General features: G+C 43.3%; 22 protein-coding genes and 1 tRNA gene. 18 read left to right on the top strand and 5 right to left on the bottom strand.

All coding sequences use genetic code 11. The features are described from left to right. Positions 1–56: 56 nt before the first annotated feature. Positions 57–1616, bottom strand: a complete 1560-nt coding sequence (locus I6E84_RS10685) for an alanine/glycine:cation symporter family protein (RefSeq protein WP_197102370.1) — start codon at positions 1614–1616, stop codon at positions 57–59. A 1083-nt stretch (positions 1617–2699) separates the two neighbouring features. On the opposite strand from I6E84_RS10685, the gene I6E84_RS10680 reads away from it, so the two are divergent. The 4 genes from I6E84_RS10680 (at position 2700) to I6E84_RS10665 (ending at position 6631) form a co-directional block, all read left to right on the top strand. Next, positions 2700–3332 carry a LemA family protein gene (locus I6E84_RS10680; protein ID WP_197217933.1) on the top strand — a complete coding sequence of 211 codons (633 nt, stop codon included), beginning with the start codon at positions 2700–2702 and terminating at the stop codon, positions 3330–3332. 249 nt (positions 3333–3581) lie between these two features. Next, a complete protein-coding gene (locus tag I6E84_RS10675; RefSeq protein ID WP_197217932.1) occupies positions 3582–4787 on the top strand; it encodes a TPM domain-containing protein in 1206 nt (401 codons plus the stop codon). Between the two features lie 128 nt (positions 4788–4915). Beyond that, positions 4916–5440, top strand: coding sequence for a TPM domain-containing protein (locus I6E84_RS10670; protein WP_197217931.1), 525 nt, complete (start codon positions 4916–4918; stop codon positions 5438–5440). Between the two features lie 192 nt (positions 5441–5632). Next, entirely contained in the window at positions 5633–6631 is a 999-nt protein-coding gene (locus I6E84_RS10665) for an adenosine deaminase (protein ID WP_197217929.1), read from the top strand. Between the two features lie 164 nt (positions 6632–6795). On the opposite strand, the gene I6E84_RS10660 is transcribed toward I6E84_RS10665, so the two are convergent. Beyond that, entirely contained in the window at positions 6796–7596 is an 801-nt protein-coding gene (locus tag I6E84_RS10660) for an SIR2 family NAD-dependent protein deacylase (protein WP_197217927.1), read from the bottom strand. A gap of 35 nt (positions 7597–7631) precedes the next feature. On the opposite strand from I6E84_RS10660, the gene I6E84_RS10655 reads away from it, so the two are divergent. Then, complete coding sequence (locus I6E84_RS10655) at positions 7632–8012, top strand: hypothetical protein (protein ID WP_197217926.1); 381 nt, start codon at positions 7632–7634, stop codon at positions 8010–8012. Between the two features lie 243 nt (positions 8013–8255). On the opposite strand, the gene I6E84_RS10650 is transcribed toward I6E84_RS10655, so the two are convergent. Further along, a tRNA-Arg gene (locus tag I6E84_RS10650) sits at positions 8256–8332 on the bottom strand. Between the two features lie 428 nt (positions 8333–8760). On the opposite strand from I6E84_RS10650, the gene I6E84_RS10645 reads away from it, so the two are divergent. The 6 genes from I6E84_RS10645 (at position 8761) to I6E84_RS10620 (ending at position 13786) form a co-directional block, all read left to right on the top strand. Then, entirely contained in the window at positions 8761–9411 is a 651-nt protein-coding gene (locus I6E84_RS10645) for a c-type cytochrome (protein WP_227681464.1), read from the top strand. A 232-nt stretch (positions 9412–9643) separates the two neighbouring features. Continuing rightward, positions 9644–10606, top strand: a complete 963-nt coding sequence (locus I6E84_RS10640; protein WP_197217925.1) for an ABC transporter ATP-binding protein — start codon at positions 9644–9646, stop codon at positions 10604–10606. Between the two features lie 29 nt (positions 10607–10635). Next, positions 10636–11409, top strand: a complete 774-nt coding sequence (locus I6E84_RS10635) for an ABC transporter permease (RefSeq protein ID WP_197217984.1) — start codon at positions 10636–10638, stop codon at positions 11407–11409. Between the two features lie 120 nt (positions 11410–11529). Then, on the top strand, positions 11530–12360 hold the full coding sequence (locus I6E84_RS10630; RefSeq protein ID WP_197217924.1) for a hypothetical protein: 831 nt from the start codon (positions 11530–11532) through the stop codon (positions 12358–12360). Positions 12361–12423: 63 nt separating this feature from the next. Further along, positions 12424–13308 carry an NADPH-dependent 7-cyano-7-deazaguanine reductase QueF gene (gene queF / locus I6E84_RS10625; RefSeq protein ID WP_197217923.1) on the top strand — a complete coding sequence of 295 codons (885 nt, stop codon included), beginning with the start codon at positions 12424–12426 and terminating at the stop codon, positions 13306–13308. Between the two features lie 76 nt (positions 13309–13384). After that, positions 13385–13786 (top strand): lysozyme inhibitor LprI family protein, encoded by a 402-nt coding sequence (locus tag I6E84_RS10620; protein ID WP_197217922.1) that lies wholly within the window; start codon positions 13385–13387, stop codon positions 13784–13786. Positions 13787–13874: 88 nt separating this feature from the next. Here I6E84_RS10620 and I6E84_RS10615 read toward each other — a convergent pair whose 3' ends face one another. Then, a complete protein-coding gene (locus tag I6E84_RS10615) occupies positions 13875–15593 on the bottom strand; it encodes a proline--tRNA ligase (protein ID WP_197217921.1) in 1719 nt (572 codons plus the stop codon). Positions 15594–16169: 576 nt separating this feature from the next. Here I6E84_RS10615 and I6E84_RS10610 point away from each other — a divergent pair. Next, positions 16170–16919, top strand: a complete 750-nt coding sequence (locus I6E84_RS10610; RefSeq protein ID WP_197217920.1) for a DUF4230 domain-containing protein — start codon at positions 16170–16172, stop codon at positions 16917–16919. A 23-nt stretch (positions 16920–16942) separates the two neighbouring features. On the opposite strand, the gene I6E84_RS10605 is transcribed toward I6E84_RS10610, so the two are convergent. Then, complete coding sequence (locus I6E84_RS10605) at positions 16943–18577, bottom strand: cryptochrome/photolyase family protein (RefSeq protein ID WP_197217919.1); 1635 nt, start codon at positions 18575–18577, stop codon at positions 16943–16945. 201 nt (positions 18578–18778) lie between these two features. Here I6E84_RS10605 and I6E84_RS10600 point away from each other — a divergent pair, with 201 nt between their 5' ends. The 6 genes from I6E84_RS10600 (at position 18779) to I6E84_RS10575 (ending at position 26265) form a co-directional block, all read left to right on the top strand. Continuing rightward, a complete protein-coding gene (locus tag I6E84_RS10600) occupies positions 18779–19462 on the top strand; it encodes a phosphoribosylanthranilate isomerase (protein WP_197217918.1) in 684 nt (227 codons plus the stop codon). An 86-nt stretch (positions 19463–19548) separates the two neighbouring features. Then, positions 19549–20823 (top strand): tryptophan synthase subunit beta, encoded by a 1275-nt coding sequence (trpB, locus tag I6E84_RS10595; protein ID WP_227681462.1) that lies wholly within the window; start codon positions 19549–19551, stop codon positions 20821–20823. A gap of 119 nt (positions 20824–20942) precedes the next feature. Continuing rightward, complete coding sequence (trpA, locus tag I6E84_RS10590; protein WP_197217917.1) at positions 20943–21767, top strand: tryptophan synthase subunit alpha; 825 nt, start codon at positions 20943–20945, stop codon at positions 21765–21767. 484 nt (positions 21768–22251) lie between these two features. Beyond that, positions 22252–23160, top strand: coding sequence for an acetyl-CoA carboxylase, carboxyltransferase subunit beta (gene accD, locus I6E84_RS10585; protein ID WP_110923994.1), 909 nt, complete (start codon positions 22252–22254; stop codon positions 23158–23160). A gap of 242 nt (positions 23161–23402) precedes the next feature. Further along, positions 23403–24770: a bifunctional folylpolyglutamate synthase/dihydrofolate synthase gene (locus I6E84_RS10580; RefSeq protein WP_197217916.1), complete on the top strand. Its 1368-nt coding sequence runs from the start codon at positions 23403–23405 to the stop codon at positions 24768–24770. A gap of 280 nt (positions 24771–25050) precedes the next feature. Further along, entirely contained in the window at positions 25051–26265 is a 1215-nt protein-coding gene (locus I6E84_RS10575) for an SPOR and LysM peptidoglycan-binding domain-containing protein (protein ID WP_197217915.1), read from the top strand. The last annotated feature ends 120 nt before the right edge of the window (positions 26266–26385 follow it).

Below are 26385 nucleotides of genomic sequence, written 5' to 3'. Positions count from 1 at the left end.
TGGGCTTTTTTTAGAGGCTTAAAAAACCACTACTTTAAAGAGTTTCAGTAAACGTATTACTTAGCTTCTTTGTTGAGTGGATTTGCAGCCAATCTTTGTTGCTCTTCTGCATGACGCTCTTCCCAATAAGTCGCATTCTTGATACCAAATTTCTTAGGATCAAAAACGAATCTTTTGGCAGTCGTACCGCCACCAGCTTTAAGCTGTGCTTCGTAATCTCGTAGGATATCGATAGCAGGGCGTGCGACAAAGAAGATCACGATGATACCAACGATGTTCAACCAAGCCATCAGGCCAACACCAACGTCGCCAAGTCCCCAGATATATCCAGAGCTGTTTAGTGCGCCATAAGCAACCATAAACATGATGATAAGCTTAACAACGAACTGACCTGCTTTACTAGCGCCTTTGCCCATAGAGCGGGTAAGGTACGAGATGTTGACTTCAGCGATGTAGTAGTACGCCAAGATAGTCGTAAAGGCAAAGAAGAATACAGCGATGGCAATGAAAGTATTACCAAAAGTACCGTAGACTGATTCCATCGCCATTTGGGTGAATGAAGGAGAGTTAATCTCGATATTTGCCGCTACGTTTTGGACTAAGAACTGACCTTCAGGTAGTGTACCTTGGATATTGTACATGCCTGTAGACAAAATCATGAAGGCAGTCGCAGAACAAACAAGTAAGGTATCAACATAAACTGAGAATGCTTGTACCAAACCCTGCTGTGCAGGATGATCAACCGCAGCAGCTGCGGCAGCGTGAGGACCTGTACCCTGACCAGCTTCGTTTGAGTAAATACCGCGCTTCACACCCCAACCGATAGCAGCACCAAAGCCTGCTTGAGCAGTAAATGCATCACCAATGATTGAACCAAATACGTGAGGGATCATGCTGAAGTTAGAGAACATGATAAGTAGGGCTAAGATAATATAACCTACTGCCATAAATGGTACAGCGTATTCAGTAAAGGTCGCAATACGTTTGATACCACCAAAAATGATAAATCCTAATACCACTAAGATAATACCAAGGGCGATAATACGAGTTGTGCCAGTTTCGATACCCATGAAGTTCATGACTGAACCTTCACCGGCGACCTGAGCCACAGCATTGATAACACCGTTCGCCTGTACACCAGGTAAGAAGATACCACAAGAAACGATAGAAGCAATGGCGAATAAAATACCATACCACTTTTGCCCAAGCGCACGCTCGAAGTAGTAAGCAGGGCCACCGCGGTATTCACCCGTGACAACATCGCGCTCTTTATAAATCTGACCCAAGGTAGATTCAACATAAGCGGTTGAAGCGCCTAAGAAGGCCACAACCCACATCCAGAATACGGCACCTGGACCACCAAAACCAATGGCAGCAGCAACACCAGCGATGTTACCCATACCTACACGACCAGCTAGAGAAACAGCTAATGCCTGAAATGATGAGATACCATCATTATCAGGTTTGCCCTTAAACAGCAATCTAATCATTTCACCGAATAGGCGGACTTGTACAAAACGCGTTAAGATGGAATAAAACAGACCCGCACCTAAGCACAGATAGATCAGCGCAGGGCTCCAGATAATTCCGTTTACTAAGTTAACTAAACCTTCCATATTTATATTCCTAGTACTGTCTCAAAGTGGCTCTGTATGCTAGGAGTAAGCTAACTGGTTAACTTACTTATTTAAGTTAAGCAGTTAAATTAGCTACATCGACTCATGTATATTACTTGAGTCTCATACGTGCTTGGCCACTAAGAATGGACTGTAGTTTTCTGTGTTTATCCGCATATATTAATAGCAATATTGACCGTTTATATAGTGCTTGCTATTGACAATATTAGTATCAACGGATAAAACAGGCAGTTATATAATTAAATACTTATCGTAGTGACAGTATTCAATTTGCTATGAGCCGTTCCGATTGACTACACTATTGGCATGGCTGATTAAGTTTAGCGAGTAACTATCTATAACCACTTACTATAACTACTTAGCTAGTAGTTAACTGATATTTAAATAGAAATCAGAAATTCGCTAATACTAATCATACTATAAGTCCACTACCAAATGTATTCAAACCGTACGGCTACGTAACTGCAATTTGCCATATTTTTGTACCAATTACTAGAATTTTCTTTTTATATAACTATATATATGTATATTTGATAAGTTGAGTACAGTCATAAATAAGCATAAAACATCATATGTTTCATCATTCTGTAAATCTCAAATTTCGGTACACCGATATACTGATGAATTGTAAATAAATAGCCTCTGTGATGGGCTATAAAATCCACAGGAAAGCAAAGTATAAACTCGTAGAAATGTTAGGATTTTGGTGGTGTTTACGGAGAGCTATCGTTCGATAATCAGTAAGAGAAGCAAACGAGCGAAAACATATGGCGGTTGTACTTTGGTAATCATAAATTGCAAAAGTGCCGTGATGGCATCATCATTGTTAGCATACTTTGCAAATGACGATATGACGCTTTATAGATAGAGGTGTATAAGTAGGGGTATGATAACGACTACGCTAGCAATGCCTTTATCAGTCTCTGCAAAGTTATATAAGTAATATAGAACTGTGTAAGCATTCAAAGTCAGTATCCAAAAATTATGAATAAGTATTCAAAAATTATTAAAAAAACGTGTTACTAAGTATTTTATTATTTACCATTATTAGGAGAAACAACGATGAAGCGTCAATCAATTGTAAAACCCATTATGTTGGCAGCCGTATTAGCGACTTCTACCGTTGGTCTAAGCGGCTGTGGCTATAACAACCTGCAGGCGCAAGATGAGCAAGTGACAGCATCGTGGTCAGAAGTGGTCAACCAATACCAGCGCCGTGCTGATTTGGTGCCAAACCTAGTCAAAGTGGTACAGCAGTATGCTGAGCAAGAGCAAGAAGTATTCACTCAGGTGGCAGAAGCTCGCTCACGTGCTGGTGGTATCACGGTAACGGCAGAAGTGCTCAATGACCCAGAAGCGATGGAGCGTTATGCTGCTGCGCAAGAACAGATGACTGGTGCGCTATCACGTCTAATGGCCGTGTCTGAGCGATATCCTGAGCTCAAATCAGATGCGCTGTTCCAAGATTTGCAAGCTCAGCTAGAAGGCACTGAAAACCGTATTACGGTCGCGCGTAACCGTTATATTCAAGAAGTACAATCGTATAATACGACGGTACGCCAGTTCCCAACCAACATCACTGCCAAAGTATTTGGTATGGATACCAAGTCAAACTTTAGCGTGGCGAATGAAGACGCTATCTCAACGGCGCCGACTGTTGATTTTGGTGATGACGATGTAGCGAGTGCTCAATAAAGCGCATTGAATAAAGCTATCGATAGAAACGTGTTAGTGGCTCTATTCGTGTAGAGTAGTCGGCCAGATTTATTTTAAAGGTATTGATAAGTATGAATACCTATCAATTTATAGTTAGTTAAAGGTAATTTGGATATAGAGCAGGCGAGTAACAGTACTACAGATGGTAGACTGAGCACGCCTGACGCCATATCCAATTTATATGGAACTGACTATAGTATAGATGTCATTTGAGGTGGTATAGATTAGATGAATCATTCAAAAGCAATCTTATCAGTATTACTGCTCACACTTAGCGTCAGTGGTGCGCCTATGCTACACGCTGCGCCTAACGATACAGCTGCTGCGACCAATGGCACGTCGAGCTTGCAAGATCGTAGTGTCGAAGATTTGGTGGCGCTTGCCAAAGCAGGTGAGTCCAATGAAGCCATCAACGATGCCGTGTTGGGTAATGACGCTATCAATGATGCCGTGTTGGGTAATGACGCTATCAATGATGCCGTCCTTGGCAACGAGGCGATTAATCCTAATGTGGCTAATGATGAAGCGACATCAAGCTCGCAGCCAACCGCTCAAGCACCAATACAGTCAAATGCAGAGAGTGTCGATGCTGATAAGCTGATATTGAATTCGCCCGTGATTGATCAGGCCAATATCTTAAACCCGCAAGAAAAACAGCGGTTAGAAGCACAGCTCAGAAGTATTTATCAGCAAGGCTTTGCCCAAGCCGCAGTGGTGATCGTGCCTACCACGAATGGTGTGCCCATATTTGACTACGCACTAGAAGTGGCTGAAAAGTGGCAGCTAGGTAATGAAGATATCGATGATGGCTTACTGATGGTGGTCGCTGTTAATGACCGTGACATGTATATTTTGACAGGCTACGGATTAGAAGGTGTGTTACCAGATGCTGCGGTCAGCCGAATTATTCGTGAAGATATCACGCCGTTGTTTAAGCAAAACGATTATGGTGCTGGGATACTGGCAGGTGTCGGGGCATTAAAGGCGCGTCTGACTGCTGATCCTGAGGTATTGGCTCGTGCTGATGTGCAAGCAGCCGAGCGTAGTACACAGCAGGACTCTGAAGAAGTGCCGTCGCCTATTTTCTTATTTATCATGGCGATGATATTCGGTAGTTTTATTGCTAATATCTTTGGTCGTGTGTTTGGCTCTATCCTGACGACGGGCGGCTTCTTTGCTGGCTCACTCGCATTGGGTGGTGGCTTTTTCATGACTGTGATTATGGCGATATTTTTGTGGCTATTTTTGATTTCACGTGGTGGCGGTGGCGGTAAAGGTGGCTCTGGCGGTGGTCGTAAACGCGGTGGCATGATATTCCTGCCTGGCATGGGCGGTGGTAGTAGCGGCGGCTTTAGCGGTGGTGGTTTTGGCGGCGGCGGATTTGGCGGCGGCGGTGGTGGATTTGGCGGTGGTGGTGCTGGCGGATCATGGTAGACGCTGGCTAGAACTCTTGATAAAACTAGAACTCTTGATAAAACTAGAACTCTTGATAAAACTAGAACTCTTGATAAGAACAGATACTAAATCCCCATTAGCAATGACGTACTTGAGGAAATAATACAATGGCAGAAAACAACACTTCAAATCCCAGTTTTGCCCGCTGGTGGCGTCAAGTTTTGTTTGTCCCTCTTTTGCATAGTAAGTGGCTAACAGAGGATGCCAAAGCTCGTCTCACAGAAAAAGTAACACAGGCAGAGCGTGGGCATCGCGGTGAGGTGTTTTTAATTGTAGAAAACCATCTGCCTATCCAAGATGCTTATCATGTTGGCTGCCGCGCACGTGCGATTGATTTGTTTAGTGAATATCGCGTTTGGGATACTGAAGAAAATACAGGTGTTTTAATCTATGTCAATGTTTGCGAGCATCAGCTAGAGATCGTGGCGGATCGTGGTATCAGTGCTCACGTCAGTCCAACTGTCTGGCGCGCGATGTGCGACAAAGCAGTGTCAGGCATTGCCAATCAAAAAACAGAAGAAAGTCTCGCTGAATTATTGGATGAAGTAGGACAAGTAATGCGCCAGTACTATCATCTTGAGCATGATCCAGCGGGTAATGAGTTGTCTGATACGGTGGTGTTTTTAAAGTGATGTTTATCATCGTATCTGATAGCCGTTGTTTTAGATTTTATCGCTTCTCTATGGTTTCAGCTTCAATTGAAATATAATAGCGTTTCTAGAAAGAGAGCGATTGAGATATAACTTAAGCATATATACAAATACCGCATTTATAAAAGCCTTTCTTGATAACACCCTAATATAAAAAGTCACTACTGGAACACTATGATTGATTTAATACAGAAACTACCGAAAGCTGAACTGCACTTACATATCGAAGGCTCATTAGAGCCTGAGCTGATGTTTAGATTGGCAAAAAAAAACCAGATAGAAATTCCGTATAAAGACATAGAAGATGTGCGTAACGCCTATAACTTCACCAATCTGCAAACATTTTTAGATATCTACTATGCAGGTGCAAACGTCCTTATCACCAAAGATGATTTCTATGATTTAACATGGGAATACATTCTGAAGTGTGTTGAAGACAATGTCATTCACACAGAGATATTCTTTGATCCACAAACCCATACCGAAAGAGGCGTGCCTTTTGAAGCGGTAATTACGGGTATCAAAGAAGCACTCGCGGATGCCAAGGAAAAATACGGCATCACTTCTTGCATTATCATGTGTTTTTTAAGACATTTATCACAAGAAGAAGCTTTTAAAACGCTAGAAGAAGCAATGGCGTTCAAAGATGACATTATCGGTGTCGGTCTTGATTCTTCAGAATTGGGCAACCCTCCTTCAAAGTTCAAAGATGTCTTTAAAACGGCAGAAGAAGCGGGCTTTAAATTGGTCGCACATGCTGGCGAAGAGGCAGATTTTTCCTACATTTACGAAGCATTGGATTTATTGAACATTAATAGAATAGATCATGGCGTGCAGTCTATAAAGAGCCCAGAGCTGATGCAAAGGCTTAAAGATGAGCAAATGCCGCTGACCGTTTGCCCGAACTCTAATATTGAACTCAGGGTCTTCGGGAATTATAAAGAACACAATATAAAAGAGCTGCTAGATTATGGTCTGAATATCAGTGTCAATTCTGATGATCCAGCGTATTTCAAAGGCTATATCAATCAAAACTTTATAAATATCTGTGAAAACTTACCTTTAACAGAAGACGATATCGTTACCTTAGTAAAGAATTCATTTAGATCGTCGTTTATAGATGATGAATTAAAAGCAGAATATCTAGCGAAAGTGGATCTAGCACTACAGTAAATTCAATATGATTAGGTTTTAGTATCCAAGGCTTAACGGTTTATATAAATCGTTAAGCCTTTTTTATTGTGCTGCTAGGACACTTTTATTCAATGGAATCATCATACGACATAATACTTAGCCCTATTTCATATCGGATATCAGTATCTGTCATTCCGTTACGGCTATAGCGCAGTAATCTCTTGTATTAATAGTGGCAGAATGATGCCAGCTTTTTCTGCTAACGTTATATCAACGAGTGTATTCGGTGTCGGGTCTGGGTTTATCTCGATAATTTGGGCGCCATTTTGTTTGGCTAGCTGAGATAGTCCCGCAGCAGGGTAGACGAGGCTTGATGTGCCAATACTAATAAACACCTCGCAGTTAGTCGCAGCATTTTCAGCTGTTTGCCACTCATCTACAGGCAACGCTTCACCAAACCACACGATGTCTGGTCTGATATATCCATCGCAATGTTCACAGGTCATCAGCGTTTCGTCAAAGCTAGGCACATTTTCGCCGCTATATGAGTTCCTTGCTTGGTTTGGGTAGGGCCTCTCGCACTGACTACAACGATTGCACCACAGATTGCCATGTAAATGGGTCACGGTACTACCAGCTTGCTCGTGCAAGTCATCGACATTTTGGGTGATGAGTGTCACTTGCTGATTGGAGGACTGGGCATAATACTGCCACTGTGCTAAGGCATCATGTGCAGGGTTAGGTCTTTTATCGGCGACCACTTGCCGGCGCCATTGATACCATGACCACACTAGCTTTGGATCGCGAATGAACGCATCTGGCGTGGCCAAATCTTCTACGCCATAGTTCTCCCACAACCCTGTTTGTTTGTCTCGAAACGTTGGGATACCGCTTTCTGCAGAAATACCAGCCCCTGTCAAAATGCAAATACGCTGTTTCGATTTCAGTAACTTGGTGGCAAGTTCTACTTCTGCTATTAACGCTGGTGATAATTCTGCTAACATGAGCCAACCCTTGCTAATGATGGATATTTTTTCTTATGATAGATGGAATTTGGTGGCTTGTCATACTGTTTGCCGTTATCGCAGTCTTATGGATGTTGGCAAAGGCGCGTGGTGCTAAAGCGGGCGAAAAACATAGCCACAAACACAGCCACAAAATGAGTGCAAAGGCGAATAAACCTATTAATGATAGCCTACAAAAAACCTCAGCATTATTGAAGCAGTATTTCCCTGATTATCGAGTAAACCGTAAAGCGAATCATTTATTGCTCAGTAAGCAAGACAAAAAAATCGCGATGATTACCATTGATAAAAAAATAGACGTTGGTCAACGTCGTTTGGGAGATGTTCCTGTGATTAATTACCACCGTGTACCCAGCCGTGCTCAATTGACTGCCAATTTGCAAGAGGCAGAGTAAATTTTGTTATTATAGTCAATCCTCTATAAATTGGGTACGGTGTCAGTCTCGCTCAGTCTACTATTTGTAGTACTTTCACTCGGCTTCCTTGTATCCAAATTATACCGAACCGACTATAGGTGAGAGCCTCAGAAGTATACGGGCACAGAAAAACCGCAAACATTTGGACATGTAGGTTTGATGAGTATGGGCAGTTTAGGGTAGTGCTAAGGAAGGGTGGAGCGAGGCTGTAAATATAATGATTGGTGCGCTCGGCGGGAATCGAACCCACGACCCTCGGCTTCGGAGACCGATACTCTATCCAACTGAGCTACGAGCGCATAATATGCTGAACCAACGACTCTATTCACGGACACTCAATGGATAAATACTGCGCTAACCAACACAACATATCAATCAATAGTATGAATAATCAGTCGTATTACTAAGTATCGAATAAGTGTCGAAAAATAAAGACCGCTTAGTCTAACAAATAAAAACCATAAAGCCAATAAATGACGGTAGCGATTGATGTTTTTTAAGAAAAAACAAGATAGTCATTAAACAGGCATGGCAATTTACCTGTCTTTTCCCTTATAATGTCATGGAGAATTCATATTTATAATCACCGATTACAAGTGTGCTGGCACGCGGGATGGCTGTTTGCTATTGATGACCAAAGGTTATCAAAGGAGGATAGACAGAATGTCTGAGCTGTGCAGGCCTTTGTATACGTAATAAGAGAACGTGACGAATGAGAAAAGTAGTTATGTTATCGGCAGCTGCCATTCTAGGAATCGCTAGTATCGCGGTGAGCCAAGCTGAAAGTGTTGTAGAAACTCCTGCAACTGTCTCTGCTGTAGCAGACACACAGGAAGTCGTAGAAAATGCGCCTGAGCAGTCAGGCAATGATGCCCAAGCTGCTGCAGATACAACAGATGGCGCAGCTCCTGCTGATGAAGCCGCACCTGTAGATGGTGAAGCTGCTGAAGAAACAGCCGCTGCAGCACCTGCTGCTGTTGAAGAGCCGATTCCACAAGATACGCCACAAGTGCAAAAACTGATTGCACTATATCCTAACCTGATTGCTCGTATTCACCCTGTTGCTACCGTCTGCTTCGAAGATGATGAAGTGTGTGATGTGACGGCACGTGTTGCTGGCCCAGCACCTGGTGATGGACCTCGCGATGGTAAAGCGGTATACAATGCCGTATGTCATACTTGTCATGCAGCGGGCTTGCTAGGCTCTCCTGTCTTTGCTGATGCCGGCGCTTGGGGACCACGCATAGCAAAAGGTACAGATACTCTATATACCCATGCTATCAATGGTTTCAATGCAATGCCTGCCAAAGGTGGCGCGGATATCGTTGATGAAGAAGTTCAGAATGCTGTAGATTATATGATTGAAGCAGCAAGCTAATCTTTAACAAGTGCTTAGCTAAGCTTTTACGATAGATATCTATAAAGCGCCTATCTCATTCAATGGGATAGGCGCTTTTTTCATCATCAATATTATCAATATGAGACTTCAGCTGCACTATAGTTGAAATTCGTCAATAGTAGCCTCATTTTATGACTTTACAGCATCTATTCTAGCTATTCGTCGTCTCAAAATATTTTTATATACATTTATAACAAACAAAGAGGTCTTCATGTCAGAAGTACCAGCACTTACGATAAAAAACTTATCCAAGACTTATGACAATGGGTTTTCGGCTCTAAAAGGAGTCGATCTAACTGTGCCACAAGGTGGATTTTTTGCATTATTGGGTCCCAATGGTGCAGGTAAATCAACCATGATTGGTATCATCAGTTCGCTGTTTAAGCCGACCACAGGCAGCGTGCATATTTTTGGTACTGACTTGTTGGAAAACCCTTCTGTCGCAAAGCAGTACCTCGGTATCGTACCGCAAGAGTTTAATTTTAATATGTTCGAAAAAGTCGAAGATATTTTGATCACACAAGCGGGATACTTTGGTATTCCTGCCAAAGAAGCCAAGCCACGAGCGAAACGACTACTAACAGCGCTTGGTCTATGGGACAAGCGTGATAGTAAATCGCGTGAGCTATCAGGTGGCATGAAACGCCGTTTGATGATTGCACGCGCATTGATTCATAAGCCAAAATTATTGATTTTGGATGAGCCAACTGCTGGGGTCGATATTGAGCTACGCCGCTCTATGTGGGAGTTCATGCAGCAGATTAATATCGAAGAAAAGACCACGATTATTCTAACCACTCATTATTTAGAAGAAGCCGAGCAACTGTGTAAGCGCATTGCTATCTTAGATCATGGTGAAATTCGTATCAATACAGAAATGAAAGATTTATTAGCACAGCTCTCGGTGGAAACATTCGTCTTTGATTTGGAAGTGCCGGTTAATAGTCAATTGGTTTTGACAGGTGTGACAGGAATAACCCAGCCGGATGATCAGACACTTGAAGTGACCTTGACGGAAGGTGAGTCGATGAATAACGTCTTCGCCCAGTTGTCAGAGCAGGGCATTACTGTGGGAAGCATGCGTAACAAAGCCAATCGATTAGAAGAGCTATTTATGCGTTTGGTAGACAAAAATATTCAAAGTGAAGACAGCATGAAGGAGGCGGGATTGTGAGTCAAGAAATGATAGATCCTAATAAAACCATGTCATTGAGCAAAAAGTGGATTGCATTTCGCACTATATTGTTGAAAGAAGTTCGCCGAATTTTGCGCATTTGGCCACAGACATTACTGCCACCAGTCATCACCATGAGTCTTTATTTTGTCATTTTTGGTAAAATGATTGGCTCGCGTGTCGGTGAGATGGGCGGAGTGCCGTACATGCAGTTCATCGTGCCTGGTTTGATTATGATGTCGATTATTACCAACAGTTACTCCAACGTGGTTTCGAGCTTCTTTAGTGCCAAATTCACCTCTAGTATCGAAGAGCTGTTGGTTTCGCCAGTATCCAAACATGCGATTCTGATGGGGTATATTAGCGGTGGTATCTTCCGTGGACTGGCCATTGGGGTTATTGTCTCAATCGTTGCGCTATTCTTTACTGACCTCGGTATTGAGCATGTGTTCGTGACCATATTTACGGTACTGGGCACCTCTATATTGTTTTCGCTTGGTGGCTTTATCAATGCCGTGTTTGCTCGCTCATTTGATGATATTTCTATCATTCCAAGCTTTGTATTGACGCCACTTACCTATCTTGGTGGTGTATTTTATTCGATGGAAAATTTGTCACCATTTTGGCAAAATATCTCATTACTGAACCCTATTGTTTATATGGTCAACTCATTCCGTTACGGTATCCTTGGCTATTCTGATGTCAATGTCTGGTACTCGATGGCTGCTATTTTTGTATTCTGCGCAGTGTTTTATACCATTGCCTATCGCTTACTCAGTAATGGCTCACGTGTGCGTTTGTAAATTGTGCGTTTATAATATGATAGCCATTAGTTTTATGAGTCGTCATTTGTCATAGTTAGCTTGTAATCAATAGACTGATAACCTTATCATAAGAGCCTAATATTGTTGGGCTCTTTTTTTATGCTTAAAATTTCTGTAAGAAGTATGAGTAAGGCGTGTGCAGCCACGTTATTAAGTACAATTACAAGCATTGCCATCGCAGCCCCATTTGCAACAATGGATGATTATGATTGGGAGGTCATAGAAGCCCCTATTTATCCTAACTTGGGTGAGACTTGTGATAGTAAAAATGAGCTGAAATATCGAGATTGCTTGGATCAGAGTGCGATGATTTATAATCAAAATCTCATCGAAAAACTACAGTTATCAAAATATATTTCTCGTCAGCTAAACCAAACCACTATTACGATACCCAATCATGAAGCTCCTATCATATTGACCGATAAGCCTGTACAAGATGAAGAGGGGGACGGCCTTAGATATGTTTATCTCATAAATCGCTACGATAAGGATAAAAATTGGCTTTATCTATCTGGACAAGTCTATGAAACTAATAACACCGTATTGGTTGATCTAAACACGGGTGTTATACAAGAGTTTGAAGGATCGCATTTGACACTTTCACCAGACATGACTTATGCAGCCACGGTTGAAGTCGAGTTTCCAGGAGAAGAAGAGGTTCTCATTTGGAAAAAGGACAAGTATGGTAGCTATCAATATGATAAAAATAATATAGATTATGATAAATTTCGGCAACACTTCAAGTTCTATGACAGTCGTGAGTATGGTCCAATGCCTTATAGTGCAAAGCTTGAGTGGGTTGCCAATGATAGCCTATTAGTAGATTTTTATTTTAAGATGAATGAGCATGACACTATTGCTTATCGAGTACGATTTAATTATGTGAAGACAGAGCCTACCTCAGACTGGCAAATGATTCCCATAAAATAACCTATTGCTGTAAAATGAATGGTTTTTATTTCATTGTATTTAGGCATGAAAGGTAAGTAATTTATGAGTATCCACGGTATTTTAGGTGAGCAAACCACGGACTATCCAACTGAGTATAGCCCAGAGACGCTATATCCTATCGCGCGAAGTATGGGACGTGATGTGATTGGCTGGCAAGATGATAAATTAACGGTTGGTGTTGATTGGTGGCAGGCATTTGAGATGTCTTGGTTGAACACGCAAGGTATTTCGCAAGTGGCCATCGCGCGCTTTGCGATTCCTGCTAGCTCACCGTTTATCGTTGAGTCAAAATCACTTAAGCTGTATTTAAACAGTATCAATTTTACCGAATTTGCCAGTTGGGCAGAGGTGCAGACGCTGATTGCTAAAGATTTATCAGCTTGTGTGCAAGCAGATGTCATTGTTGAGTTATTTGGCTTAGATGACGAGCAAGGCAATGAGCAGTCGGGATTATTAATTGCACAGCCTGAAGGCGTTTGTATTGATGAGGCCTTGGCAAACAGCAGTGAAAAAGTAGCGCTGTGTGAGTATCCTGATGCATCACTGCTGCGTGATAATGAAGCAGAGACGAGTGGCGAGAGTGTGATAAGTGACAGCACTCAGCCTTATACTTTTTATTCTAATTTGCTGCGTAGTAATTGTCCGGTGACCAATCAGCCAGACTGGGGTACATTAGCAGTATCGATTACGACGGATAAGCCTGTTAATGCGGCTAATATACTGCGTTATATTTTAAGTTTCCGTCAGCATAATGGCTTCCATGAGCAATGTGTCGAGCAGATATTTGCTGATTTGAGTCGATACTATGAGCCAAGCGCATTGATGGTTCGTGCATGGTACACGCGCCGTGGTGGTATCGATATCAATCCTTGCCGTGTCAGTGATATAACTCTCCTGCCACAGCCAAGCCGTTTAATTCGACAGTAAATAAATATCGATGTTATGAGTTGCAGTTACGTCCTATAATCAATTAACTTTATTCATCTAAGGTAAGGATACCAGTATGAAATTGAGAACTCATGTTATAACGGTAGTGGGTGTAGCTGTGCTATCTCTGTATACGATGTTATCAGCACAAGCGGCATCCGCCGAAAGTGAGTACACTTGTGAAGATGCCTATATGGAAGTGGCTTATGACTGTGGTAAAGATGCGGTCCAAGTTGAAAAAAATAGGCTTAACAAAATATACATGACTGCGTATCGCACCTTATCACCTACTCAAAAGCAGCAGCTTGATAAAGAACAGATTACTTGGCTAAAAGCTCGCAGCAAGCAGTGTGACTTTGAGCATGATGGCCCCATGAATAACACCGTGGTATATGCCATGATTAATTCTGATGTTTGCACCGCTAACGAGACACAGAAACGTAGCAAGGTCATTGCTAAAAGATATAATATTAAGTAGTTTTTTTTAGCTAAATCACACGAGAAAAAAGCGCCTATCTCATTGAATGAGATAGGCGCTTTTTATGGCACAGTTTTTAAGACTAAAACTATTTACCGCTTACTTTCGCCATGACTTCTTCACGGCTTAGCATTTGCTTTTCTGCTTCACGGCGATTGACGTATTCATATTTGCCTTCAGCCAAGTTACGGTCTGAAACCACGATACGATGTGGAATACCAATCAATTCTAGATCAGCAAACTTAACGCCTGGACGTTCATTACGATCGTCCAATAGCACGTTAACGCCTTGCGCTTTTAGTTCTTCATACAGAGCTGTAGCAGTCTGCATGACGGTCTCTTCTTTTGACTTCATCGGTATGATAGCGACTTCAAAAGGAGCGATTGAATCATTAACTGTTGGCGTCTTCGGCCACATGATACCGTTTTCATCATTATTCTGCTCGATAGCAGCAGCGATGATACGGCTCACACCGATACCGTAGCAACCCATCATTAGCGTGACGGGTTTGCCATCTTCACCAGAAACGCGGCAATTCATGGCTTGCGAGTATTTATCACCCAACTGGAAGATGTGACCGACTTCGATACCACGTTTGATTTTTAGCGTGCCCTTACCATCAGGAGATGGATCGCCTTCTTGCACATTGCGCACATCGACGATACGTGTAATACGTGTATCACGAGCCCAGTTCATACCGATCGTGTGTTTATTGATTTCATTAGCACCGCATACAAAGTCTGACAACGTAGCTGCAGAACGATCGACAAAGACAGGCATGTCTAGATCAACACCGATGTAACCTTTGTGCAAACCAGCCGCTTTTAGCTCTTCATCAGAAGCTAATGTCAGTGGCACATTGGCCTCTTCAATTTTTTCAGCTTTGATAGTATTGAGCTGATGATCACCGCGCAACACAACAGCAATCAGTTGTGGCTCATCATCTTCGTTATGACCGTGGACGATTAAGGTTTTGACCGTATTCTCTAACGGTACATCTAGATGCTCAGCCACCATTTTACAGCTGGTCATATCTTCTGTTAAGACGTCTTCGCGCTCCATTTTTGGCGGTTGACGCTCAGCAGTGCTTACCGATTCAGCCAGCTCAACGTTAGCCGCATAATCAGAAGAATCTGAGAATGCGATATCGTCTTCACCACTGTCTGCCAATACATGGAACTCATGAGAAGCAAAACCACCGATAGACCCTGTATCCGCTTGTACTGCACGGAAATCTAAACCCAAACGGGTAAAGATGCGCGTATAAGCGTCATACATATCATGGTACGTTTTGGCCAATGAAGCTTGGTCAACGTGGAATGAATAAGCATCTTTCATCGTAAATTCGCGCGCGCGCATCACACCAAAGCGTGGACGAATCTCGTCACGGAATTTGTTTTGAATTTGGAAGAAAGTAATCGGTAGCTGTTTATAACTACGTAGCTCACCTTGGGCAAGATTGGTAATGACTTCTTCATGCGTTGGACCAAGCACAAAATCACGATCATGACGGTCTTTGAAGCGTAATAGCTCAGGACCATAATCGTCAAAACGTCCGGTCGTTTGCCAAAGTTCAGCAGGCTGAGTCATCGGCATGAGCACTTCTTGTGCACCAACATTCTGCATCTCTTCACGAACAATGCGCTCGACTTTTTGCAAGATGCGTAGCCCCATGGGCAGCCAAATATATAACCCAGAAGCAATCTTTCGGATAAGACCTGCACGCACCATCAATTGGCTTGAGGCGATGTCGGCATCACTTGGGGTTTCTTTTAGTGTGGCAAATAAAAATTGACTGGCTTTCATAAATAAAGCGTAACCTTATCAACGATAAAAAATAAGAAGAAATAGTAGGATGTTGAGCGTATGGCTAATCGTTTCATGGCCGCCGCAAGCTTACCTTTATAACTTAGCAATAATCTAGGGCATTTCCTAGTGACTAACATTTAGTGAATAAAATGCTTATAAAGAGCATCTTAGTACAACCGCTCTAATAATATAGAAGAGGGGAAATCTTGAGTGATGCATCAGTATGCTGAAATACAAAATATTCAGGTTAAAAGCCTGATAAATACTTTGATACTGACATTTTACTCATACAATCTGACTATGTTAGGTAAAGTTTGCCTAAGACGCAATGACTTTCTGTTTTTTAAGACCGAACATTGCATAAAGGTGGCGATGAGGTTGTTATAACTCGATTATTTACCAGTGTTGAGCCTATTTTTAGTAAATCTTGACGAATTTTTTGACTAACAACACATCAGTAATTATGTAGGGTATTGGTAGCTATTACTTGAAGTTACTTTGCGTACATAGCATTTATATTTTATATACCAATCTGCCATGTGCTTCATACGACAAAACTTTGAGGATACTTAGATGAATAGCCCTGATAATCGATCTTCTATTAATGCTAATAAGACCAATCCACAAGGCAAAAAACCCATCGCAACGATGTCGTGGATTGTGTTGCTTATCGGTTTAATAGCTATCGTTTTTGCGATTTATAGTGTTCAAAACAGTACCAAAGAAGCGCCGATAGAAACCATCACTCGTGAAGGCGTGGTTACTCAAATCCAAAACCTAAATCGTTTAGAAACGGTGTCGTTTAGTGTCGATACCGTTATCACCAGCCAACGTGGTGGTAGTTGGCAAAAACTGTGGCAAGACGAGCAAAAAGGATTATTTATTGCGCATGGACGTGTTGAGGCAGGGGTTGATCTGAGTGCCTTGACACCTGAGATGGTACGAGTGGTTCAGCCTATTGCTTCTGATGTAAATGATGACCAAATATCGGAAGCTAACACGACGGCATCGACCATGCCACAAATCAATATCACCTTGCCACCATCAGAGATATTTTCGGTGTATTTAGACGATATTGAGATTTATGATTGGCAGACTGGTGCTTTTGGTATGATGCAAGTCGATCCAAAGATATTTGACCAAGCGCAGAGCATGGCCAAAAAAGAAGTCCTAGAGCGTGCCTGCCGCGGTGATGTAATGACGATGGCTCTACAAAATGCACAGACGCAGTTGCAGCAACTGTTTGCCCTGACAGGCGCAGTCGTTACGGTGACCACACAAGGTGCAGGCGCATGTCAGTTTCCATCGGTTACGAATGGCTAATCTACTGTTTATTTTCCCTAAAATTAACCTTCTTTCTTAAACTCAGCGATTGTCAACAGTCGAGCGGCTTTATGCTCAACCATCGGCACAGGGTAGTCAATATCGGCAAAGTCTCCTTTTTTACCGAGTGCTTTACGCATTTTCTCTTCTGAGTGCAGGATAGTAGCAGGGATGTCTTTTAGCTCAGGCAGCCAAGTCTTAATAAACTCACCCTTTGCATCATGGGTTTTGGCTTGGCTAAAGGGATTCATAATACGGAAGTAGGGCGCTGAGTCAGTGCCCGTAGAAGCGCTCCATTGCCAGCCGCCATTGTTAGACGCAAAATCACCATCTATCAGCTGCTGCATAAAGTATCGCTCGCCCCAGCGCCAGTCAATTAATAGGTCTTTGGTCAAAAACATCGCCGTCACCATTCGCAGGCGATTATGCATAAACCCCGTTGCATTTAGACAGCGCATCGCGGCATCAACCAACGGTACACCTGTCATGCCTTTGCACCATGCATCAAAGTCATCAGTGTTGTATGACCAATTAATCTTAGTATCGGTCTCATGCTTGTACGCTTGATGGCGAATCAGCTCTGGCTTATAGTCCAAGACATGACGATAAAAATCGCGCCATGCTAGCTCACTTATCCAGCGATTGATATCATTGTTGTCGCTGTCGTTACCATGCAGTTTTTCTTGTGCTTTATTTGCCTGTAGATAGCACAGTCTGGGGCTGATTGCGCCAATAGTGAGGTAAGCCGATAACTGACTGGTCGCATGCAAGCTAGGCACATCACGACTCACGTCATAATTATTGATATCCTCAGTGATAAAGTCCTCTAAACGTTGGCAAGCCGCTGTTTCACCAGCAGGATAGGCGTCACGAGCATGTTCGAGTTGGGTGCTTGCATCTGTATTATTATCAGTTTCATTGCTGTTTAACTGTTTTTGATAGTCATTGACCGTTTTTGTACTGAGGCTTTCTATCTCTTTTACCGTGTTTGCAGCGCTTTTTGCTAGCTCCAAAGTCACGCTATTATTCGAATGTATCGCGGGTGCTTGATGCATCTGTATATCACTCACCTCCAAGGTGTGTCGCCATTTTTTGTAGAAAGGCGTAAATACTTGGTACATGCTGTCGCCATCGTTAGTCGTGATGGTTTGCGGTGGTAAGATACATTGATCATGCCAGCGTACAAACTCAATATCGCTTTTTGCCAGTTGCTCAGTTAGTTGTTTATCACGATCGATCTCATTACCTTCGTACTCATGGTTGGCCATGATAGTGCTGATATGATTGGCACTGCAGATATCTAATAGCGCGTCAATTGAGTCAGAAAAGTTTGGGCTAACTTGTACTGTTAAAGTGATGTTTAACTGTTCTTTCAGTTTTTTTGCGAGGATAGGCAAGGTACGGGCGATGTGATCGACTTGCACAAGCGATGTATCATGCGCTTGCCACTGCTCAGGCGTGAGAAAGAATATGGCACTGACTTGAGCATTATCTTCGTTTGCCCGTTCACAAATCGCAGCCAAGGCGGTATTATCATGAACTCGTAGGTCACGGCGAAACCACATCAGATAATGCGGCGGATTTGCACTAGTTGCCTTACCACTATCACTGTCGTTGCAGTCAGTTGGATTGGCCGTTGCCGATGCAGTCTTAGACATTCAAGTATTCCTGTATTAATCAATCGCAATCATAAACAAAACTGGGAATAAAAGTATGCTAGGATAAGTTTTTGGATGCAATGGCTTTGCTGTTTGATTAACAAAACCTCATCACATATAACGATTTACCTTTAGCTTGAACCTATCTGATGCCGTTATAATCGGTGTCATATTTAGTATCATGAAATGCAAGGTCACAAAATGCACGTCAAGTTCTGCGGTTTTACTCAGCTTAGTGATATACAGACTGCGACACAGTTAGGTGTTGATGCGGTCGGCTTGGTATTTTATCCGCCCAGTCCGCGTGCCGTGACGCTAGCGCAAGCCCAGATATTAAGTACAGCCTTGCCTGCTTTTGTAAGCGTGGTGGCGTTGGTGGTCAATATGCCTCAAGATGAGTTGGTCGAGCTGGCAGACAATGTGCCTTTTGATATCATACAATTCCACGGTGATGAGAGTCCTGAGCAATGTCAGCAGCTGGCAAGTATGGTCAATAAACGCTGGATTAAAGCGTTGCGTGTCAATGCCGATACGGATAGTGCTGCTAGCGTGCGCGCTCAGATTGATGAGTTTGCCAAAGCAGGGGCGAGCAGTATCTTATTAGATGCCTACCATCAGCATAAATACGGTGGTACTGGCGCTCGCTTTGATTGGAGTCTCATACCGCAAGACAGCTCGCTACCAATTATCTTAGCGGGTGGACTGAATGCCGAAAATATCGCGGCGACTTTAGAGCTGCCTATTTATGCAGTCGATGTCAGCGGCGGTATTGAGATAGATAAAGGTAAAAAAGACCCTGCAAAAATGCGCGCCTTTATGAAAGCGGTAAAACGCGATCGATGGCAAAACGCGACGCCTAGCGAACCTTCGAACACAAGTAACTAGCTTTATATCAGCTCAACAGCTCGCTGCTTAAACTATTTCTCCCTGATTTATCCTAAAAAATACCACTTATTACAGTAGGAATTACCATGAGTCATGTCGATAACAATAATTTATCTGCTACCGCACAAGCTATCAATACCTTTACCAATCCAACGGACGTACAGGATTTCAATCAATACCCTGATGCCCGTGGACATTTTGGCGTACACGGCGGTCGCTTTGTCTCTGAAACGTTGATGGCCGCTCTAGAAGAGCTAGAGGCGCTATACACCAAAGTAAAAGTCGATCCTGCATTCTGGGAAGAGTATCACAATGATTTGGTCAACTATGTTGGTCGCCCAACGCCGCTTTATCATGCCAAGCGCTTGAGTGATGAGATTGGTGGTGCGCAGATTTATTTTAAACGTGAAGATTTAAATCATACTGGCGCACACAAAGTTAATAACACCATCGGACAAGCACTGCTTGCCAAAATGTGTGGCAAGAAACGTATCATCGCTGAGACTGGTGCAGGACAGCATGGCGTGGCAACGGCGACGATAGCAGCCCGTTTGGGTCTTGAATGTATCGTTTACATGGGTGCGGACGATGTCGAGCGCCAAAAAATGAACGTCTATCGTATGCGCTTGCTTGGTGCGACAGTTGTGCCGGTGACTTCTGGCTCACGCACGCTCAAAGACGCGATGAACGAAGCCATGCGCGACTGGGTCACCAACGTCGATAGCACGTACTACATCATCGGTACAGTTGCAGGCCCGCACCCTTATCCGCTACTGGTGCGTGATTTCCAAGCAATCATTGGTAAAGAAGCCCGCATCCAGCATCTAGAAAAAACAGGCAAATTACCAGATGCATTGGTTGCTTGTGTTGGTGGGGGTTCAAACGCGATTGGTCTGTTCTTTGACTTCCTAAATGATACTGAGGTCAAAATGTACGGCGTCGAAGCAACCGGTGATGGCATCGAAACCGGTCGCCACTCAGCGCCACTAGCGGCTGGTCGTATCGGCGTGCTACACGGCAACCGCACTTACCTAATGGCAGATGACGAAGGTCAGATTCAAGAAACTCACTCTATCTCAGCCGGACTGGATTATCCTGGTGTTGGCCCTGAGCATAGCTTCCTAAAAGACATGAAGCGTGTTGAATATGTGGGCTGTACTGACAAAGAGTCGTTGGAAGGCTTCCATGAAGTCACGCGCAAAGAAGGCATCATTCCTGCGCTTGAATCTGCTCATGCCGTTGCTTATGCACTAAAACTGGCTAAGACAATGACGCCTGATCAAACGATCATCGTTAATATGTCAGGTCGAGGTGATAAAGATTTGCATTCAGTGATGAAGGCAGAAGGGATTGAGTTGTAGTAGCTTTTATATGCTATTAATCTACATCTTATAAGAAAAATGGCTCAGTGCCCCTTACTCAATAGAAGTTACTTAGTGAGGGGTTAAATGAGTCGGTTGATAACAATTAAGAGACCACTATGACCAGAATTGAAAGCACTTTTGAAACGCTAAAATCACAAAATAAAAAAGCCCTCATTCCTTATGTAATGGCAGGCGATCCCAATCCAGCGACCACTGTAGGTCTGTTGCACGATTTAGTGAAGCATGGCGCAGATATGATCGAAGTTGGCTTACCATTCTCTGATCCAATGGCAGATGGCCCAACCGTCGCATTGGCAGGTGAGCGTGCATTAGCAGCAGGTACGAGCACTCGTGATGCACTAAAAATGGTCGAAGAGTTTCGTCAAACAGACACGCAGACGCCAATTATCTTGATGGGTTATCTCAATCCAGTTGAAATCATTGGTTATGATAATTTTGTCGCGCTATGTGAGCAGTCAGGTGTTGACGGTATCTTGATGGTTGATTTGCCACCAGCAGAGGCGGGTAGCTTCACGCAGCACTTGACCGATCATTCGATGAATGAGATTTTCTTACTATCGCCAACGACTTTGCCTGAGCGCCGTGAGCAAGTATTGACGCATTGTGGTGGTTATATCTATTACGTGTCATTAAAAGGCGTGACAGGTTCGGCCACGCTCGATACTGACGCTGTTGCGACCCAAGTCCAAGCAATCAAATCAGAGACAGATTTGCCAGTATGTGTGGGCTTTGGTATCCGTGATGGTGCCTCTGCTAAGGCGATTGGCACTCATGCAGATGGTGTCATCGTTGGTAGTGCATTGGTACAGAACTTTGCTGATATAGATGCCAATGATGCAACCGCTATTGCCGCCGCTCAGCAACGAATCATGGTAAAAATGGATGAGCTACGCGACGCACTCGATAGTTTGAGTGCCTGATTTACGCAACGTTAAATTATCGTCATCTAAGTTTTCGTTATAGTGCTAGGGCGTATCCTCAATCTGAACCGTAAACGTTGAATGAGCTAAAAATGGCTAAATACTTGCCAAACTTTGTCAAGTAGCTTGTTAATATCTCGATATTATCTGTACTACTTTCCTTGTTTAGCTGCTATTTAACTCATTTTTACCACCATTTTCAAAATGATGACACGCCCAATAGCGTTATTTATAAACAGTAGTCTTTATAAATAACAATGTTTATAAAGACACTGTCAAATGACTTTGCTAAATTTAGTTTACGTGTGTAAACTAACCTCACAAATAAATTGTTACAGTTTCGCGTAGACGTGCCTTATAACTGCTCATGTTATGACTGTATGTGACTTTTAAATTTACTCTTAGGGACAAGTGAATGAGCCAGCTTGTCGATAAGCCTTTGATAATGGCGAATAATATGACTGATACGATAACAAAACCTGATATGACTACTTCTAATAATGCTGAGCCTAACAATAACATTGCTGGGCAATCTTGGTTTAATCGCCCGATACCAGGCGTTAAGCAGCAATTGACCGCACCATTGAGTGCGGTAGAGACTGAACCATCAACCAAATGCAGTAACTGTCATTCGATGATTACCAATACATCGCTGATTTTTAACAGTTACGTGTGCCCACATTGCGATCATCATTTACCGATGAGTGCTCGTGAGCGCTTAAACTGGCTACTTGATCAGGTCAACGGTGAACTCGGACAAGAATTCGTTGCAAAAGATCCGCTGCGTTTTGTGGATAGTAAGCCGTATCCTGCACGTATGGCTGAAGCACAAGAAAAAACAGGTGAGAGCGAGGCACTAATTGTGCTGTATGGCAAGCTACGTAACCTCGATGTGGTGACTTGTGCATTTGATTTCCGCTTTATGGGTGGCTCTATGGGGTCAGTCGTTGGGGATCGATTCGTGCAAGCTGCCGAAAAAGCGCTAGAAGATAAAGTACCTTTAGTGTGTTTCGCTGCTTCTGGTGGCGCACGTATGCAAGAAGGCCTACTGTCATTGATGCAAATGGCCCGAACGGCTGCTGCGATTGAGCGTTTGAGAATTGCCGGTATTCCGTATATTGTTGTCTTGACCAATCCTGTCTATGGTGGCGTGACTGCTTCACTTGCTATGCTTGGTGATATTCATTTAGCTGAACCAAAGGCGATGATTGGCTTTGCGGGCAAGCGTGTGATTGAGCAGACGGTACGTGAGACATTGGAAGAACCGTTCCAGCGTGCAGAGTTCTTATTAGAGCACGGCGTGGTAGATGAAGTGGTACATCGCCATCAGATGATTGAAACGATCTATCGCTTGTTGGCAAAGTTAAGCCGCATGCCTAATGTTGATGCTTGATACATTGTAGATGCTTCCTTCCAAATAAGCAGGCGGTTGGTATAACTGCCTAGTAGCATGCTACTATCTCTAAAATATGCAGAACTCTCTAATAGCATTTATCGTCATATAACGGTAAATGCTATTTTTGGTTTTGGTCAGGTAGTTATATACTAGGGCATATCTTCTAATCGATGACTTTCTAACCGATAGCTTTCTAATCACCAATTTTCTATTCGAATATTTCAATATAGGTTTTATCTATGTCTGACACTTCACTTTCTAACCCGAATGGCCCTAATGACAATGCCAGTTTGACCGAATGGCTTGATTACATGCAGCAGATACACGTGTCGGCGATAGACATGGGGTTGTCGCGCGTATTGCCAGTCGCTGAAGCCTTAGGTGTAGTGCAGTCAGCTAAAGACGATGCTTATGTGTTTACAGTGGCAGGTACCAATGGTAAAGGCTCGACGACCGCTGTCATCGCACAAATGTGTCAAGCAGCAGGTTATAAAACAGCCTTATATCAATCACCGCATTTGAGTGTCTTTAATGAGCGTGTGCGCATCAATGGCGAGATGGTCAGTGACCAAGTTTTGATTGCGGCTTTTAGCAAAGTAGAAGCGGCACGGCTACAATGCGAGTTGACCTTATCGTTTTTTGAGATGACGACACTGGCGGCATTGTTAATATTTGCTGAAGCAGATTGTGATGTGTGGGTGTTAGAAGTTGGGCTAGGTGGTCGTCTAGACGTTGTCAATATTATCGATCCTGACATGGCCGTGATTACCAATATTGCAATCGATCATGTCGACTGGTTAGGTGACAATGTGGAAGATATCGGCGCAGAAAAAGCAGGTATATTGCGTGATGATATCAGCCTGATATACGGTGCTATTGAGATGCCGAATAGCGTTCAGCAAGCGATTGATAAGCATCAGGTAAACTGCTATCAGGTAGGGCAAGACTTTAGCCACCGTGACATTGATGCAGCGACGTGGCAATACAGTAATGCTGCTGTCACTATGCAACTGCCGCGCCCAGCATTGTCGTTGACCAATACGGCCAATGCACTATCAGCAGTACTCGCAAGTCCGTTGAATGTCGATACCCATGCTATCGAGTCAGCGTTGCAAACGGTCAAGTTAGCAGGTCGCTTTGATTATCGCGAGATAGATAATCGTCATTGGTTATTTGATGTGGCGCATAACGAGCAAGGTGTTGAGTTTTTATTAGCGCAATTACTACCGCTTTGGCAGCAGCATGTCGCAGACCAAAATACTGCTGAACATGCTGATAGCGCGCCTGCCACCATTAAAATGCTGTTTTCTATGTTAGCTGATAAAGACATTGAAAAAGTCGTACAGCGTTTGACCGAGACAGGATTGCCAATTAGTGAGTGGTTTATTGCTGAAATTGACTATCCACGAGCGGCCAGCACTGAGCATTTGCAGGGTATACTAGTAAATCATGTCGATAGTGCTCAAGTACATGAATTTGAGCGTTTGCAAGCCGCGACCTATGCAGTGAGAGCGGCCAGTCAACCGCAAGACTTAATCGTAGTATGCGGCTCTTTCCATACAATAGGAGAGGCGCTATCTGCACTGGATGCTGACAATTTAAGTTAAACCAGCCGCTATTTAATGTTAATCTTAACGGTAGCGTGATGGCAGACAGTATAGAAAATATGCTTTATAATCAAAATGCTTCAGAGCATTGAAACTAAGAGCACTGACATTAAAAGATCGATAATGCATTTGAAAATTGATACATGTAACCTGCGGCAATCGCTAGTCATCAAAGCTCTCTATGATATAGCTCTCTATGATATAGCTCTCTACGATATAATTTTGAGACGACAGCTGCGCCGCTCAATCAACCTTATTACCAACTAAGAGACGTAAACGGATGAATTTTTCGAGACAAGCCTTATTGGGCATTGGGATGATTTTAGGCGGTAGCGTGATGCTATACGCTATGGTGCAACAGATTGGCGATAGCAGCGATGAGCAGCCTACGCCAACCTCAGCGATGGTAGATACGCCAAGTACTGAGCAAGCAGCTGCTCAACCGTTAACGACTGACATCGAGACAGAAAAACGTATCTTGGCACAGAAACAAAAAGAGCGTGCTGCCCGTGTCGCAGAACAAGAAAAGCGTGCACAGCAATTTTTGACAGAACAAGAAGCAGCCGAAGCAGAAGCATTGGCTAAAGCACGTGCTGAAAGCCAGCAATATGTAGCCAACAGTGCACCAGTCGTTGACGAGACTGAAAATCCAGAAGCGGCAAAAGATATCACTAAAGACCTAACCGTCCAACCTCGTACGGATAGTGAATCGGCTGCTGCTGATAAAAAGTCTAGTGAAGCTGAACAGCAAAAAGCTGCTCAAGCGCAACAAGAAGCAAAGCGACAAGCTGAAATTAAAGCAGAAGCCGCTGCTAAAAAATTAGCTGATAGTAAAAAAGCAGCTGAAGCAAACGAGCAAGCGAAAGTAAAGAAACAAGCAGAGGCAAAAAAGCAGGCTGAAGCACTAGCAGAGCAAAAGCGAATAGCTGCCGAAGCGGCCAAGGCTAAAAAAGAGCCACCAAAATCACCTTCTGATTATGAAGTAAAAAGAGGTGATGGACTCATTAAGCTAGCAAGACAATACAACATGCCAGTAGAAGTATTGGCACAAGCCAATGATATTTCTTCGTCAGCATCATTACAATTGGGTCAAAATATAACGATTCCGTCACGTGCTCAAGTGCAGCGATTAGAACGTGAAGCCGCCGCTGCTGAAGCCAAGCGTCAAAAGGAAGCTGCCTTAGCTAAGAAAACAGCAGAAGCCAAGCGTGAAGCACAGCAGAAACTCAGCGAAGCTCGTAAAGAAGTCAAAGAGACAGATGCCAAGGGTAGCTTTGGGGTACAAGTGGCTTTGGCGAATGATCAGAACAGAGCGGATGATTTGGTCAAAAAATTCCAAGCAGCGGGCTATCAGGTTAAAACCAGTCGTACCAGTCGCGGTGTCCGAGTCGTCGTCGGCCCTGAGCGTGGTAAAATCGCAGCCTTGGCGCTAAAGGATAAGATTAATAGTGACCCTAAAGTGAATACAACGGGTGCTTGGGTCTTATACTGGTGATAGCTGGTCTGCTAAGTCTGTATTCTAGGACATGCCCTAGTATATTGAATTAAATATATCATCATCACGAAAACACGACATCTATTGTCGTGTTTTTTGTTTTATCGTTTGCCGATTTAG

The organism is Psychrobacter sp. SCQQ22 (assembly GCF_015864605.1).
In the GTDB taxonomy this organism is placed as follows: domain Bacteria; phylum Pseudomonadota; class Gammaproteobacteria; order Pseudomonadales; family Moraxellaceae; genus Psychrobacter; species Psychrobacter fozii.
The sequence above is the reverse complement of the archived record's forward strand: the minus strand, read 5'-3'. Positions and strand labels throughout refer to the sequence as shown.

Bases quoted from the DNA above. Each gene is read 5' to 3' on its own strand.
- I6E84_RS10685 (WP_197102370.1), bottom strand. From the start codon at position 1,616: ATGGAAGGTTTAGTTAACTTAGTAAACGGAATTATCTGGAGCCCTGCG.
- I6E84_RS10680 (WP_197217933.1), top strand. From the start codon at position 2,700: ATGAAGCGTCAATCAATTGTAAAACCCATTATGTTGGCAGCCGTATTA.
- I6E84_RS10675 (WP_197217932.1), top strand. From the start codon at position 3,582: ATGAATCATTCAAAAGCAATCTTATCAGTATTACTGCTCACACTTAGC.
- I6E84_RS10670 (WP_197217931.1), top strand. From the start codon at position 4,916: ATGGCAGAAAACAACACTTCAAATCCCAGTTTTGCCCGCTGGTGGCGT.
- I6E84_RS10665 (WP_197217929.1), top strand. From the start codon at position 5,633: ATGATTGATTTAATACAGAAACTACCGAAAGCTGAACTGCACTTACAT.
- I6E84_RS10660 (WP_197217927.1), bottom strand. From the start codon at position 7,596: ATGTTAGCAGAATTATCACCAGCGTTAATAGCAGAAGTAGAACTTGCC.
- I6E84_RS10655 (WP_197217926.1), top strand. From the start codon at position 7,632: ATGATAGATGGAATTTGGTGGCTTGTCATACTGTTTGCCGTTATCGCA.
- I6E84_RS10645 (WP_227681464.1), top strand. From the start codon at position 8,761: ATGTTATCGGCAGCTGCCATTCTAGGAATCGCTAGTATCGCGGTGAGC.
- I6E84_RS10640 (WP_197217925.1), top strand. From the start codon at position 9,644: ATGTCAGAAGTACCAGCACTTACGATAAAAAACTTATCCAAGACTTAT.
- I6E84_RS10635 (WP_197217984.1), top strand. From the start codon at position 10,636: ATGTCATTGAGCAAAAAGTGGATTGCATTTCGCACTATATTGTTGAAA.
- I6E84_RS10630 (WP_197217924.1), top strand. From the start codon at position 11,530: ATGCTTAAAATTTCTGTAAGAAGTATGAGTAAGGCGTGTGCAGCCACG.
- queF (WP_197217923.1), top strand. From the start codon at position 12,424: ATGAGTATCCACGGTATTTTAGGTGAGCAAACCACGGACTATCCAACT.
- I6E84_RS10620 (WP_197217922.1), top strand. From the start codon at position 13,385: ATGAAATTGAGAACTCATGTTATAACGGTAGTGGGTGTAGCTGTGCTA.
- I6E84_RS10615 (WP_197217921.1), bottom strand. From the start codon at position 15,593: ATGAAAGCCAGTCAATTTTTATTTGCCACACTAAAAGAAACCCCAAGT.
- I6E84_RS10610 (WP_197217920.1), top strand. From the start codon at position 16,170: ATGAATAGCCCTGATAATCGATCTTCTATTAATGCTAATAAGACCAAT.
- I6E84_RS10605 (WP_197217919.1), bottom strand. From the start codon at position 18,577: ATGTCTAAGACTGCATCGGCAACGGCCAATCCAACTGACTGCAACGAC.
- I6E84_RS10600 (WP_197217918.1), top strand. From the start codon at position 18,779: ATGCACGTCAAGTTCTGCGGTTTTACTCAGCTTAGTGATATACAGACT.
- trpB (WP_227681462.1), top strand. From the start codon at position 19,549: ATGAGTCATGTCGATAACAATAATTTATCTGCTACCGCACAAGCTATC.
- trpA (WP_197217917.1), top strand. From the start codon at position 20,943: ATGACCAGAATTGAAAGCACTTTTGAAACGCTAAAATCACAAAATAAA.
- accD (WP_110923994.1), top strand. From the start codon at position 22,252: ATGACTACTTCTAATAATGCTGAGCCTAACAATAACATTGCTGGGCAA.
- I6E84_RS10580 (WP_197217916.1), top strand. From the start codon at position 23,403: ATGTCTGACACTTCACTTTCTAACCCGAATGGCCCTAATGACAATGCC.
- I6E84_RS10575 (WP_197217915.1), top strand. From the start codon at position 25,051: ATGAATTTTTCGAGACAAGCCTTATTGGGCATTGGGATGATTTTAGGC.